General features: G+C 46.7%; 10 protein-coding genes. 3 read left to right on the forward strand and 7 right to left on the reverse strand.

Features of this window, described 5'->3' with window-relative positions:
* Positions 1 to 402: 402 nt before the first annotated feature.
* The 3 genes from EKG39_RS04040 to amrS all read right to left on the reverse strand — a co-directional run bounded on the left by EKG39_RS04040 (position 403) and on the right by amrS (position 5,693).
* Positions 403 to 2,124 carry a methyl-accepting chemotaxis protein gene (locus EKG39_RS04040; protein WP_126504432.1) on the reverse strand — a complete coding sequence of 574 codons (1,722 nt, stop codon included), beginning with the start codon at positions 2,122 to 2,124 and terminating at the stop codon, positions 403 to 405.
* Positions 2,125 to 2,671: 547 nt separating this feature from the next.
* The gene (locus EKG39_RS04050) at positions 2,672 to 4,393 is read right to left on the reverse strand and encodes a methyl-accepting chemotaxis protein (RefSeq protein WP_126504436.1); all 1,722 of its coding nucleotides are present in this window, start codon (positions 4,391 to 4,393) and stop codon (positions 2,672 to 2,674) included.
* A gap of 220 nt (positions 4,394 to 4,613) precedes the next feature.
* Positions 4,614 to 5,693 (reverse strand): AmmeMemoRadiSam system radical SAM enzyme, encoded by a 1,080-nt coding sequence (amrS, locus tag EKG39_RS04055; RefSeq protein WP_126504717.1) that lies wholly within the window; start codon positions 5,691 to 5,693, stop codon positions 4,614 to 4,616.
* Positions 5,694 to 5,795: 102 nt separating this feature from the next.
* Here amrS and amrB point away from each other — a divergent pair, with 102 nt between their 5' ends.
* Positions 5,796 to 6,608: an AmmeMemoRadiSam system protein B gene (amrB, locus tag EKG39_RS04060; RefSeq protein WP_126504438.1), complete on the forward strand. Its 813-nt coding sequence runs from the start codon at positions 5,796 to 5,798 to the stop codon at positions 6,606 to 6,608.
* On the forward strand, positions 6,586 to 7,182 hold the full coding sequence (gene amrA / locus EKG39_RS04065; protein ID WP_126504440.1) for an AmmeMemoRadiSam system protein A: 597 nt from the start codon (positions 6,586 to 6,588) through the stop codon (positions 7,180 to 7,182). The genes amrB and amrA overlap by 23 nt, the downstream gene beginning before the upstream one ends.
* A 57-nt stretch (positions 7,183 to 7,239) precedes the next feature.
* Here the strand turns inward: amrA and EKG39_RS04070 are convergent, their stop codons facing one another.
* The gene (locus tag EKG39_RS04070; protein ID WP_126504442.1) at positions 7,240 to 7,794 is read right to left on the reverse strand and encodes a GNAT family N-acetyltransferase; all 555 of its coding nucleotides are present in this window, start codon (positions 7,792 to 7,794) and stop codon (positions 7,240 to 7,242) included.
* Positions 7,795 to 8,271: 477 nt separating this feature from the next.
* On the opposite strand from EKG39_RS04070, the gene EKG39_RS04075 reads away from it, so the two are divergent.
* Positions 8,272 to 9,804 carry an MFS transporter gene (locus EKG39_RS04075; RefSeq protein ID WP_126504444.1) on the forward strand — a complete coding sequence of 511 codons (1,533 nt, stop codon included), beginning with the start codon at positions 8,272 to 8,274 and terminating at the stop codon, positions 9,802 to 9,804.
* 102 nt (positions 9,805 to 9,906) lie between these two features.
* Here the strand turns inward: EKG39_RS04075 and EKG39_RS04080 are convergent, their stop codons facing one another.
* From EKG39_RS04080 to EKG39_RS04090, 3 genes are all read right to left on the reverse strand, one after another.
* Positions 9,907 to 10,518 (reverse strand): acetate uptake transporter, encoded by a 612-nt coding sequence (locus EKG39_RS04080; protein WP_126504446.1) that lies wholly within the window; start codon positions 10,516 to 10,518, stop codon positions 9,907 to 9,909.
* A gap of 815 nt (positions 10,519 to 11,333) precedes the next feature.
* The gene (locus EKG39_RS04085; protein WP_126504447.1) at positions 11,334 to 13,652 is read right to left on the reverse strand and encodes an OmcA/MtrC family decaheme c-type cytochrome; all 2,319 of its coding nucleotides are present in this window, start codon (positions 13,650 to 13,652) and stop codon (positions 11,334 to 11,336) included.
* Positions 13,653 to 13,827: 175 nt separating this feature from the next.
* On the reverse strand, positions 13,828 to 14,790 hold the full coding sequence (locus EKG39_RS04090) for a LysR family transcriptional regulator (protein WP_126504448.1): 963 nt from the start codon (positions 14,788 to 14,790) through the stop codon (positions 13,828 to 13,830).
* Positions 14,791 to 14,896 lie beyond the last annotated feature (106 nt).

A 14,896-nucleotide genomic window follows, 5' to 3' on the forward strand; every position in this document is an offset into this window, starting at 1 on the left:
TTTAAGTTCAAGACAGAGCAAAGAAAGGCAGCCATTAGGCTGCCTTTTTTATTGCCTGTGTCCCGGCAGCTTATTGGCCGAAACCCACGCTTTTATCGGGAAGAAATGAGCTAATAAATAGTGGCGAAGCTGGATTCTGAATTATTCGCGGCTAAAGCAGCTCCTACATAAAGAATGTCGACCGTTATAGTCGAGTGACTCGTAGCCTTTAAGAATTCGCGGCTAAAGCCGCTCCTACATATAGAGCCCCTACCTCGCACCTCGCACCTCGCACCTCGCACCTCGCACCTCGCACCTCGCACCTCGCACCTCGCACCTCGCAGCCAACATAAAAAAGGGCTGTCATCGCGTCAGCCCTTTTTACGCTCTCAATTCAAACTATCAATTCCAACTCAAATAACACTACACCCGATACTGCGCGATCTCCTGCTGCATAGATTCAGCCAGATTAGCTAACTCCTGGGTAGCTACATTGCTCTGCTCTGCCCCTGCTGCGGTCTGATCTGAGATATCACTGATATTGATGATGTTCTTATTTATCTCTTCGGTGACCGAGCTCTGCTCTTCGGAAGCGGTCGCAATCTGCGCATTCAGGGCATTGATCTGTTCTATACTGGCCATAATTTGCTGCAGCGCATCACCGGCTTGCTGTGACTTATCGACACTCAATTTCGCCTGCTCGGTGCCACGTTCCATCATCACCATAGAGTCACGAGCACCTTGCTGTACTCGCTGGATCATCTTCTGGATCTCTTCCGTGGAGTCCTGAGTACGCTTAGCTAAATTACGAACCTCATCGGCCACGACCGCAAAACCTCGTCCCTGCTCACCGGCGCGAGCAGCCTCGATGGCAGCATTGAGTGCTAACAGGTTAGTCTGTTCAGAGATCCCCTGAATAACATCGACCACAGAGCCAATTTCATCTGAGTGTTGTGACAGTAGCTTCATCGCCTCGGTCGCACTGTCCATCTCTTGTGAGAGTGTTTCTATGACCTTGATGCTCTCATCGACAACACTCTGACCATTACTTGCAGCACTATTAGCTTCTTCCGAGGTCGTCGCTGCGGCGGCTGCACTCTGAGCCACCTCACGTACCGTCGCCGTAAATTGATGAATAGCCGTAGCGATCAGCTGAGTCTGCTGCTGTTGATCGACCACATTTCGTTGGGTCTGAGTCGATACCACTGAGTTTTGTTCGGCCGAACTCGCCAACCTGGATGTCGAATCATGGGTATTTAGCACCGCACTTTGAAATCTGGAAGTAATATGATTCACGAACTCTGCAATATGTGAAAACTCATCATCTCCACCCAGTTTGATACGCTTGGTCAGATCGCCATTAGTGATGTCGACCGCAGTATTTTCAAGTTGTGTCACTGACTGGTTAACTCGTCTGACAATCATAATAGAACAGATACTGATAATCAGCGTACTGATGCAGGAAAGCATAGCGACTAACAGAATGAAGGATGCCATATTCTCCTGAGACTGCTCAAAACTCTCTTCCCCTTCGGCTATCTGCAGATCCAAAAATGACTGCGCTTCTGTGGTGATATTCTTAAATAGAGGGTTAATTTGAGTCAATAATATGTGATTCGATTCCTCATACTCTCCCCTTCTTAACGCATCGAGTGCGGGCTCAAATCCTGAAATGGTGACCTTATCCAGCAGCTCAGTTAATCGATTAATTTGCTCACGTTCCTCAGCTTCCAGAGGAGAGCTTAAAATCTCATTATCAACGATATGATGCAGCAGCTTAATAGAGGCTTGAGTATCCTTGATATGCTTTTCCAGTGGGTGATTATGCATCTCTGAAAATTTGCCACTCGGGTCGTGTTGAAATGCCAGCAAAAGTCCACTGCGAGCACTTGCAAGCTCATTCAGCACCTTGCCAGCCCTTATGCTGTGCTGCATGCCCTGGCTGTAGAGATTCTCGATAGAGTCTCCCGCATCCTGCATGCCAGTGATCCCCTTATACCCCAAAAGTATAAAAGAGATAACCGTAAGAAATACAATTAACTTGAGTTGAAACCTAACTGATTTTATCTGCTGCATAAGACCAGATCCCGATGTAATGGACCTTTGAGCACTTCCATTCCCTGATTGAGCGATTAAAGCAGACATAATGATTCCCTATTAATATCTAATACAGTTCAGCTAAAGGTGGGCACTTTTAATAATTTTAGATATACAAATATAGGTATCAGCTTAGTACATTACCTACAATTAAGTAGCTTGAAGTAAAAGGAATGTAAAAAGAGTTGAGCCCTATCACATCATAAAAATGATTATCTCTTAACGCACAATAATAAGATTGAGATAGTGGTCTTACTGGGGCTGGTAAAGCTGCGCCTTATGCTTATGGGTGTTGCTAAAGACAGTGCTAAAGACAGAACAAAGAAAGGTACTAGCTTTACTTACCACTTATAACTTACGGCTTACGGCTTACGACTATTTGACCCGAAACATTCGCGGCTGAAGCCGCTCCTACATAAGGAACAACCTACCTCGTAGCCCGTAGCCCGTAGCCCGTAGCCCGTAGCCCGTAGCCCGTAGCCCGTAGCCCGTAGCCCGTAGCCCGTAGCCCGTAGCCCGTAGCCCGTAGCAAGAATAAAAAAAGGGCTGTCATCACGACAGCCCTTTTGCGTTCTCAATTCCAACTCAAATAATGCTACACCCGATAGTGGGCTATCTCCTGCTGCATCGACTCGGCCAGGTTAGCTAACTCCTGAGTGGCCACATTACTCTGCTCGGCCCCTGCTGCGGTCTGATCCGAAATATCGCTGATATTGATGATGTTTTGGTTTATCTCTTCTGTAACCGAGCTCTGCTGTTCGGAAGCGGTCGCTATCTGAGCATTCAAAGCATTGATCTGCTCGATACTGGCCATGATCTGCTGCAGCGCATCACCGGCTTGCTGGGATTTATCGACACTCAACTTCGCCTGCTCGGTTCCACGTTCCATCATCACCATAGAATCACGGGCACCTTGCTGTAGTCGCTGGATCATCTTCTGGATCTCTTCCGTAGAGTCCTGAGTTCGCTTAGCCAAGTTTCGTACTTCATCGGCCACGACGGCAAAACCTCGTCCCTGCTCTCCGGCGCGAGCGGCCTCGATGGCAGCATTGAGAGCTAATAGGTTCGTCTGCTCTGAGATCCCCTGAATAACATCGACCACTGAGCCAATTTCATCCGAATGTTGTGACAATAGCTTCATCGCTTCGGTGGCACTGTCCATCTCTTTAGAGAGGGTTTCTATGACCGAAATGCTCTCATCGACAACACTCTGACCATTAGTCGCGGCGCCGTTAGCCTCTTCCGACGTCGTCGCTGCGGCGGCGGCGCTCTGAGCCACCTCACGTACCGTCGCCGTAAATTGGTGAATAGCCGTTGCGATCAATTGGGTCTGCTGCTGTTGATCGACCACGTTACGTTGGGTCTGGGTCGATACCACTGAATTTTCTTCGGCCGAACTCGCCAAGCGGGATGTCGAATCATGGGTATTTTGCACCGCATGCTGAAACCTGTAGGCAATTTGATTCACATAATCTGCAATATGTGAAAACTCATCGTCTCCACCCAGCTCTATGCGTTTAGTCAGATCGCCGTTAGCGATATCGACCGCCGTACCTTCCAGTACGACAACCGCCTTACTAACCCTACGGATCAGCAAGGTTGATGAAATAGTAATGATTAAAATACTTATAGTAGAGAAGAGAATAACCATAGGAATAAAGGTGGCGACACTCGATTGGGACTCATCAAACTTGATCTTGGCTTTGTCTAATTCTAACGTCAGAAAAGCCTCCGTCTCGGCAGTGATCTCTTTAAACAGAGGATTAATCTGAGTCAGTAAAATTCGATTGGAACCCAGATAATCTCCTTGCCCCAGTGCATCTAAAGCCGGATTGAAACCTGATGTAGTCACTTTATCAAGAAGTCGCTCCAGCTGCTTAATCTTGGCCAGCTCATCTCCGGCCAGTGATGATTCTAAGAGCTCATTATCGATGATCTGATGAAGGCTTCGGATAGAGCTCTCGGTATCGGCAATATGTTTATCGACTTCATGGTTGTGCATTTCGGAAAATGGGTTAGTTGGATCATGCTGAAATGCCAGCAGCAATCCACTACGGGCACTACCTAACTCCTCAAGAACCTTAGTCGCCCGAATGCTCTGCTGCATCTCTTGGTTATACAGACTTTCTATCGATGAGCCTGCCTGCTGCATTGCCGTCACGCCTTGGTAGCCAAGAAACAGAAATGAGATGATCGTGAGGAATGCTATTAACTTTTGCTGGAACCGGACCGATTTAATTTTATCCATCAATCCGTTCGTTTGGTTATTGGAGTGTTGAACACGAACATTCCCTGTGAGGTGATCTACCGCAGACATAATGACTCCCGTTATCTCTTTATAAATCCAAAGCGGAATATTTAAGAGCTTTGATTTTTTGTTGGTACTAGTACGCACTGGTCTTAACAGTACGAATATAGCGACCAGCATAAAGTAATACCTCCAATTGGGTAGCCATTAGTTAAGGAAGGGTTAAAATAAGTGACGAGGGTCACACCTAAAAAAACAAATATTCAACATGACTCACAGAGCATCATGCTCAACCAATGGAAATCGGGATCCTGTTACGACCAAAGTGACCCGGAGCACCGGAGAAACATCCCGGCAGTTGAGTCCCGCAATAGGTACATTTACCCTCTGCGTTAAGGTGGTACTCTCCGAGCTCATACCAATCTCTGTTTATCACCTGCTTCTTGCAACCCGGACAGTAGGTACTGCCACCTGCGACATCGAACACATTACCGGTATAAACATGATTGAGCCCCTGTTGAAGGGCGATATCCCTGGCTCGTAGTAGGGTCGAAGCTGGGGTTTTTGGCTTATCCAGCATATGAAAATCCGGGTGAAAGGCACTAAAATGCAGGGGGACATCCGCCCCCAGGTTGTCATGAACCCACCTGCACTGCTGCTCCAATTCGGTAGAGCTATCGTTTTCTCCGGGGATCAGCAGGGTGGTGATTTCGAACCAGACCTGTGTTTCATGATGAAGATAGAGCAAGGTATCGAGCACATCACTGAGGTGGCCACTACAGATCTTATGATAGAAGTTTTGAGTGAAGCCTTTCAGGTCAACATTAGCGGCGTCTATATATTTGAAAAATTCGACTCTGGGTTCAGGCTTGATATAGCCTGCAGTGACGGCAACGGTTTTAATCTTATGCTCCCGGCAGGCCTTGGCAACATCGACGGCATACTCGAGAAATATCACCGGGTCATTATAGGTAAACGCGATGCTTTTACACCCCATTCTTGCAGCCGTTAGTGCCAGCTCCTCAGGACTCGCGCTGGCGCTGAGGGTATCGAATTCACGGGACTTGCTGATATCCCAGTTTTGGCAAAACTTACAGCACAGGTTGCAGCCGGCTGTGCCAAATGAGAGCACTGAGCTACCTGGATAGAAGTGATTCAGGGGCTTTTTCTCTATGGGGTCGATACAGAAACCGCTGGAGCGTCCATAGGTGGTCAGTTTTATCATGCCATCGAGATTCTGGCGTACGAAACACACTCCCCGTTTACCATCACGCAACTGACACTCTCGCGGACAGAGATCGCACTGTATTCGGCCATCATCGAGTTTATGCCAGTACTTGGTGGGAACAATGTGGCTATCGATATCCATGATATTGGTTTCTGCCTTCACCGCAGACCTCCTGCATCACCTATACTTAAAGCCTAGTTTAAATTTGTTTATTAAGCTTCCAGAAGCTTCAAGAAGGTTCAAATGTTAAGCTCGATACGCCAAGCCGCCGTTGCCGATCTTTTCTATCCTGCAGATCCCGTTGAACTGACAAATCAAATCAAACAATTCCTCTGCGTGACTAACGATAAAAGCTGTGGACAGGGAGTGAAAACCAGCGACAGGCGACGAGCTAAGGCGCTCATCGTTCCCCATGCGGGATATATCTATTCCGGAGCCGTAGCCGGGCGCGCTTTCGCTCAGATCCTTGACGATAATAAGATAGAGACTGTGGTATTACTGGGACCTGCACATCGAGTCTACCTCCGGGGCTGCGCCCTCCCCGAGGCTAATACCTTTGCAACCCCCTTAGGGAAAATCCCCATTGAGCAACAGAACTATGAAGAATTAAGCGGCTTGGATAAGGTGGTCATATCAGATCTCCCCCATCTGGATGAACATTGTCTGGAGGTACAACTGCCATTTTTACAGCTCTGTCTGCAGCAATTCCGTTTGCTTCCCATCGTAGTGGGTGAATGCTCTCCCTCTGTGGTAGCCGATATTCTGGAGTTATTCGGCCAGCGGGAAAATACCCTAATCGTGGTGAGTACAGATCTCAGCCATTATCACTCTTACGCCGAGGCCTGTAGACTCGACCAGGAGACCTGTGAGCAAATATCAGACTTAAGCACGCAACTCTCATCTCATCAGGCTTGTGGCTGCTATGCCCTCAATGGGCTGAACATGTATGCTAAGAGGCACGACCTGGCCATTGAGCAAATATGTTACCTCAACTCCGGCGACAGTGCTGGAGATAAGAGTAAGGTGGTAGGCTATGCCAGCTTCGCCCTGTATTAATCTCACCATAGAAGAGAAACAACGGCTGTTAGCCTTAGCCAGGCAGACTCTGGTCGATTATTTTGACCCGCAGCAAACTGACATCGAAAGCCTGTCAGATGATCCCCTGCTCTCCCGCCATGTCGGTTGCTTTGTCACCCTATTTCTCGATGGGGATCTCAGCGGTTGTATGGGGGATATCGAAGGTCATCGCCCCCTGTCAAAGAGCATTCCCGAACTGGCGCTTTGCAGTGCCTTTAAAGATAATCGATTTCTTCCCCTGCTCGCATCACAAATGGAGCGGCTCACGGTTGAGCTCTCGGTGCTCTCCCCCCTCAGCCCGTTAAAGGTCAGCGATGAGGATGCACTACTTCGTTATCTGGCAGATCATCGATACGGCGTGATATTGAGCGATGCCTTTCATCGCTCTGTGTACCTGCCTCAGGTATGGGAGCAGCTTCCTGAGCCGGGCCAATTTATCAGAGAATTAAAACGTAAAGGAGGCTGGAGTGCTGATTATTGGTCTGATGATATGCGGGTAGAGTTATTCACCGTAGAGCATTTCAGAGAGCAAGAACGTACCGATAGTGAATAAGCAACCTCGGCAGGAGTTAGGTCAGGGCCGGATATAGTGCTATCTGGTCCTATAACACTATCCACAAAGGTGAAGACTCATACGTGTAAATGCATAGGAGTGCCCATCTATCCTGAACATATCTTCAAGCTCACCATTTTTGATAAAACCCGTCGCTTCATAGAGACTGATAGCAGGTAAATTTTCAGATAATACCCAAAGATCTATCCACTCAATTTCAGCCTCATCGATAGCCCACTGCTTGGCGGTTTTTATAAGCTGTTGACCCAATCCCATGCGTCTGGCATCTCTATGTACCCCCATGCCAAGCAAGGCCCTGTGCTGCGTATGAGCCTCTGGATGACCACGAAGATCAATATGACCCATGATGACTCCATGCTTATCGAACGCTCCCCACACTCGTCGCCAGCCTGATTGTGGAAAATCCACGGTCATTCCTGACGTGAAGCGCAGTTCCATCTCTTTTGTTAACCCGTCCGAGTCTGGTGACTGGGGCTGGAAAAGCGGGTTAGCTCCCCGTCCGTTTTCAGCTAACTGTTCACTTAAATAGGAAAAAAATTGCACAAAATCATTCTCAGCAATAAGACTAACTTCAACCTTACTCTCTTCCATTACTTCACCTTTCCTTTAGTCACGCCGAGTCTCATAGAGGCACCAGCTCATCGGCTGGTTCCAATTCAATATTTATCTCATAAACAGGATAAACATGCATCACAATCATGATGCTACCAACTTAATCACTAAAGCCATGAAAATCTAACAATAAAGACAAAACAAACTTAAATACAATCAGTTACATACTCAGTAAATAATTTTCCTCCCCTACAGATGCAATGGGTTCTTTTCAATTTAAACGGGTCTGGATGACTCATAAACCGCAATATATCGGTGCCTGGCGCGGCTCAAAGGCAAAGATGATAAAAGCTCTGAAACATGAACTCTGTTTAAATATCCATATTCACTTTGGTGTTTTTCACCAAATTAGGTAAAGTGTCGGCAGCAATCATTAACGTTCCGGTAATCTGAATAACCGTTATTACCACGAACAATTAAAATAAAACCAAAAATTATAATATTAAAGGGAAGGGTATGAGCGACTCCAAAGATGCTTACGCAGGTAATGACCTGCGAGAAGTCAAGCAGCTGGGTATGTGGGCCTCCATTGCCAGCTTAAGTTACATTTTCTGGATCGTCGGCGGCATGGAGCTCGTTGAGCGAATTGCCTACTATGGCGTTAAAGCCAGTGCGGGCCTTTATGCGAAGGCGCCCGTTTCCGAGGGTGGCTTAGGAATAAGCCTTAACGACTACGGTATCATTATCGCTCTCTGGGCCTTGATGCAGACCTTTGTCCCGGTATTTACCGGCGGGATCTCCGATAGAGTCGGTTATAAAGAGACCATCTTTGTTTCCACCCTGATCAAAATCTCCGGCTACTTAGTGATGGCCTTCTTCCCGAACTTCTATGGCTTCCTGTTCGGAGCCATATTACTCGCTGGAGGTACCGGTATTTTTAAACCCGGTATTCAGGGAACTCTGGTGCTGTCCACCGGCAGGCAGAACACCTCCATGGCGTGGGGTATTTTCTATCAGGTGGTCAATATTGGTGGTTTCCTTGGCCCTCTGGTTGCGGTACATATGCGCCAACTTTCCTGGGATAATGTCTTCTACGCTTGTGCGGCGATAATTTCCTTCAATTTCCTGTTTCTACTCGCCTATAAAGAGCCGGGGAAAGAGGAGCGATTGGAACGTAACCGCAAAATAAAATCCGGTGAAATTCAGCAACAAGCACTGTGGCGAGATGCACTGCATGAGCTTAAAAAGCCTGTGGTTATCTACTATATGCTGGTATTTGCCGGTTTCTGGTTCCTGTTTAATTCACTTTTCGATGTACTGCCTATCCACATCGCCGAATGGGTAGACACCAGCGTCATCGTCACATCCCTGTTTGGTCCGGAAGGCACCTCAAATGGTTTCTTCCAATTCTGGCTGGGACTGGACAACACCGGAACTAAGGTGATGCCGGAAGGTATGCTCAACCTCAATGCGGGTATGATCATGACGACCTGCTTCCTGGTCGCGGCATTGACCGCTAAATACCGCATTACCACGGCTATGCTTGGTGGCTGTTTGCTGAGTATTTTCGCCTTCGTATTAATTGGCGCAACCAATGCGGCCTGGATGATAGTACTGGCCATTGCCATGTTCTCTTTTGGTGAGATGATGATCAGCCCCAAGAAGAATGAGTTTATGGGTAATATCGCGCCGGAAGGTAAGAAAGCCATGTACCTTGGTTTTGTCATGTTACCCCAGGGAATAGGCTGGACACTGGAAGGTTATTTTGGTCCTAAACTCTATGAGATGTATGCCTCGAAAGAGATCTTCTCTCTGGAGCTATTGTCGCAGCGTGGAATGAGTGCGGCCGATGTCAGCGCCATCCCACAGGGTGAGGCCTTCAGCACATTGGTCACCTATACCGGCGAGCCGGCTCAAGAGCTCACAACCTTGCTATATAACACCCATAACATAGGTATGGCCTGGTACATCATTGCCGCGATTGGCACCATATCCGCCGTGGGGATCTATCTGTATGGCAAATGGTTACTGAAGCTGCAGAGAGCTTAATCCCGGTATAGATACCGAGTGGTATTAGCTCAAACAGAAAAGGCTGACATCAAATGTCAGCCTTTTTTTTGAATCTGATATCACTCGCTATAAAACAGCGAATTAAGCGGCTTTTAGATGAGGTTCAGCTTGAAAAGACTGAGTCGCCTTCGGCGCTAGTTCACCAACAGGTAAAATAGTGCGGCCATACTCAGCATTCAGCACCTGCGCCATGGCGAAGTAGATAGCGCTTGCACCACAGAAGATACCTTCGAAACCGGCGATTGTGCCGATAAGCTCACTGCCGGTAAAGTCTCTGGCAGCCAGAAGGAAGAACAGAATAGTTAATGAACCGAATACTACTTGCTTAGCACGTGGATAGCGCAATGAGCCGACAAACATAAACGCGGTAAATATACCCCACATAGTCAAGTACCAGCCCATGAAACCTGCTGGGCTTGCAGCTGCCAGTCCCATCTTAGGCAATACAAGTAAGCCAACAAGCGTTAACCAGAACAGGCCATATGAGGTGAAAGCGGTAGTGCCGAATGTGTCACCGCGCTTAAAGCACATGCAGCCAACGATTACCTGGCTTAAGCCACCGTAGAAAATTCCCATTGCCAGGATCATAGAATCAATTGGGAAGAATCCCGCATTGTGTATGTTTAATAGAACGGTGGTCATACCGAAGCCCATAAGGCCAAGTGGAGCCGGGTTAGCTAGTTTCGTCGACATCGATTTCCCCTACAGGAATTTTCCAACAGAATTAAATTGATTTAAGTACACCCAAGCCACTTGTCGATCTCCTCAAACTAAAATCTTGAAGTGGTTTGGGCATAAATCATGCGCGGCGCATTCTAGAGGAAGGGATTTAACATATCAAACGAGTAAACAGCTGCGTGATTCGGACGGATAATAATCGGTGTACCTATTAACAAATGCAGGAATGAAATACGATAACACTCTGATTACAAAGCTATTAAACATAAATTCATTCATATTAAAAGCTTATTCGCATCATGAATGGAAAAACAGTCATGTTACTATAAAGTCCACTTATTTCAAAAGCTTAACACATGGCGGGCATTAGGTCTGAAACCTTGCCAAAGACAGAGCGTGACAGCCGTCACGCAAACGCAGGCAAACGTGAAGCAACACGCAGGAACGTGGCATTAGATATAATATGCGAACTCCCTAAACAATCGAAACTGCACGCCTGACGCAGCAAGATCGCAAATATCAAATTTATTGAGAGCACGATCACAGAATAACTAAAAGGGATCTCTATTGAGTAAAACTCACATGCTTTAGCTCTGGCTCTGCAGGGATTAACTTAAAATATCTGAAAGAAATGATGTTGTTAGGCACACTTGGGAACACTCAACTTAGTTACAAGATAGCATCAAATCGATAAAAAATGGGGCCCAAGGGCCCCAGAATTAACAAAGAACTGTTAACAAAACACCATTTGCAAAAGCTGTTTTCAAAAAGCTGTTTGCAAAAGCTGTGGGCTGCAGGGATGCGCCCACAGAGGGTGATTATTATCTCAGCTAGTGAGCACCTCCCGCATGCATTACGTCGATACCATACTGCTTACCTTCGCCATGACAGGTTGAGCAAGATTCGACTGGTAAATCAGCAGTACTACCTTCATCTCCCTCAACATAAGCACCGTTGCTCTTGAAGTGAGCTAGTGCAGCAGGTCCAGAGTGAGCGTGGCAAGTACGGCAAGCTTCTGCGACAGGTGAGATAAACCCTGTATCACTAATTTGGATAGAACGTTTACCTGAAGTCAGACCACCGTCTGCGCCAAAGAGCTCTGCACCATCTTTATGACACTCACTACAGTTAGTTTGTACTGCTGGATAACCGTGTAGTTCTCCATCTGCATCACGATAGACTAATGGTGTACCATCCCAATTACCACTGTGGAATCGATGTGCAACCGTCACTAAGTCACGGTTAGCATAAGTTAACCCCTCAACAGCTTCCCAAATAGCCTCACCATCGGCATCGACTTCATCAGTTTTGAACGTAACACTTGGATGATATGAAGGTCGTGAACCCAAGTTTTCACTATGGCAAGCCATACACTGAGTAAACTCGGTAGCACCATGCGTTCCTTTAACGTGAGTTAAATTTCCATGACATGTATTACACTTAGCTTCACTGATAGTCGTTCTATCCGGGTCAGCAATGCGCGCAGCAACCTCTACCGCTCCAGAGTCTGAAAGATTGAAGTATTTAACTGGTGCACTGTTAGCAACAGCGAGTTCATTAACGTCTCCGTCTTCATCCAGAGTACATTTAACAATCATTTCGTCTTCTGAACATAATTGAACTTCCGCAGTCGCATAGATAGGGCCAACTAAATCTACTGTGTCAAATTCAGTCTTATTAACCAGCATACCTGCCGTCATGACACCGCCAGTAAATGGCATTTTGAAGCTACCTGCGGCGCCATAACCATGGGCAACTGCACCTGTATCAGGGTTTAGACGACCGATTAAGAAGCCACGACCAGAATTTGTCATATAGTCTGTAATCGCTGCGTAAGTTGCTGCATCTACAGGTACACCATTCATGGTGACTTGAGAGGTAACGGTCAAATAGCTCATATCTAGTGTTGCCGAAGCTTCAACCACAGCGGATTGGATTTCAATCACGAATTTTTCAGCGACTTTATCTCTACCACCCACACTATGAGCAATCACAGGACTCAAGCTACCAGCCCCGTGACAACCGGAACATGCTGCGTCGCTTCCAGGAACGATACCGCGATGGTTTTCACCGGTGGTGAAATCAACGTCCATATGACAGCCCTGACATGCTTCGGCGTAAACATTATCATTCCAGCCCGATGCGCCATCGTGACAAGTCATACATTCATTAAGCTCTGCAGGAAAAGCTATTTCACCAAACTCGTCTAACGCCTCACCTGTTAGCTCATCGGCTAGGTGGTGACCGGCATGAATAGTATGGATCATCGCATTGAAGTTAGCGTTAAAGCCTTTTTCCGGATCGTCCTGTCCACCAGCGTACGCCGGGTTATGACAGGTGATACAGTTTTCAACTTTTTGATAGTTGTGGTGAGCACCGATATTGGCGATACGAACATCACCTTCTCCATAGCCTTCCATCTTAGTGTGACATTTGATGCAGGCAGCGTTGGAAACGATATCCTTTGTTGAAACAGCGAGTTCTCCGGTGGATGGGTTAAAGTCCAGAGGCGTAGAGAGTAACTTATCTGAGATCCCTTCGCCTTGACTGTCGACCACATTATATGAGCGGATCATGACCCGATAGAGAGTATTTGGATCGCCATCTGCCAATACGACAGGTGCATTACCGTCATGCACCCATGAGCCAGTATAAGTACCTGGGTTTTCAGCGTCTTCAACTAAGGTACATGCATCCACTTCTGCACCACCACGAGCCGTGGCCTTACCTGTTGGTGTACAGTACATGCTTGAGCCAAATTCATTGGTTAGGGCATTGTTGGCCCACAGCATGGGGGCACCGGTATCAGTGGTATTAACGGTCTGATTCGTCACGTATAGTGCAACTTTATCTAACCCTACAAAAGGTACAGCTTCACCTTTAGTGTTTTTACCGGTAACGGTGAATTTGAGTGAGAAATCTTCAGTTCCAACAACAACGATATCGGCTGGCGCTAAGGTCAGTACAAAATCAGCTGCTGAGTTTACAGTGTTAGTAAATGAGCCTGCTGGTAACCCCGGAGTACCGGGTGTTCCCGGTGTTCCAGGCTCTCCCGGAGCACCATCTTTACCATCATCGCCATCACACGCTGTCAGGCCAATGACACCAATCAGTGCCATGGCCATTAAGGATCTATTATATTTTTTCATCATCAGTCCCTATATGAGTTTTTTCCTGCTATCGCAGTAGATCAAATATAAAAGAACCAGAACAGAATGTTGTAATTAGGTGATCAACTTGTGATTAATAATTGAAGATTCAGATATCGTAATTTCAATATCTGAAAAACGTAATTTCGATAAGTAGAATTGAATTAAGAAATCCTTACGATCTCAATAACCCCTTAATAATATTGATTATCATTTCACGATTTTCAGCAGTATAGCGGCGATGGGAAGCTGGTTTTTCTATTAAATAGTATTGTGGAGACAGCATATTCCCATGAAGTTTCTTCACCTCGACTTCGGGCAACTGCTCTACACGGATCCCCGGCATGTTCTTACAAATTTCAGCTTCTACCGCAGGAGCAAAAGCCAGGCTCCCCATGGTCAATAAGTTGCTGTACCACTGCTCCTTACCTTTGACCTTCTCAGCACTAATAAGCTCTATTCCAGACTGACGGCTATAGACCTCCAGGGGGTCCACCTTGTCATTGAATCCTTTCCCCTCAAGATAGAGAAAAGGGTGCTTACAGATTTCATCTAAGGTCAGGTGAGGAAGGCTCTCCCAAATGGGATGTCTGGTATTTCCCGCCAGGTAAACCGAGTCTAAGGTACCTAAGTGTTCAAAATTGAGATCGAGATGATGAGAGGTATCGAAGGCTAACCCTAAGTCCAGCCCTCCGCTGTGGATCAACTCGGCAGAGTCATCTTTCCAAGGGTGGAGGCGAATCTTGCCTATAGTTTTAAGAGAGTCATTATTACATAAAACAAGAGAGAGACTCGCCATGATGCCCGGCGTCACTGCGATATTGAGGATCGGCGCAGCGTCGTAATGACTGACTTCAAACGCCACTTGTTCGATTTTAGCCACCGAGTCGCAAAACCGACAGATGGGCTCATACAGGTGCTCGGCTAACGGGGTTGGTTTCAACCCCAACTGACGACGATAAAATAGCTCATCATCAAACGTTGTCCGTAACATTGTCAGGCAGCGGCTGATTTTAGGTGCCGAGACATTCAGCTCTTTTGCAGCCGAATTAGCATGACCGGTTTGAAAAATAATTTTAAATACCAATAAACAAAATACATCGAGTTCACTGATTTTCTTGATTGCATGATTAGTCATTTTTTATTGAATTTATCTATTCATGCTGATAGGTATAGCACATCGGATATGTTAATTGAATGATCTAGATTAATTGAACCTTAAATCATCTCTTTGACTTTATTAG

Origin of the sequence: Shewanella atlantica (assembly GCF_003966265.1) — a bacterium.
In the GTDB taxonomy this organism is placed as follows: Bacteria; Pseudomonadota; Gammaproteobacteria; order Enterobacterales; family Shewanellaceae; genus Shewanella; species Shewanella atlantica.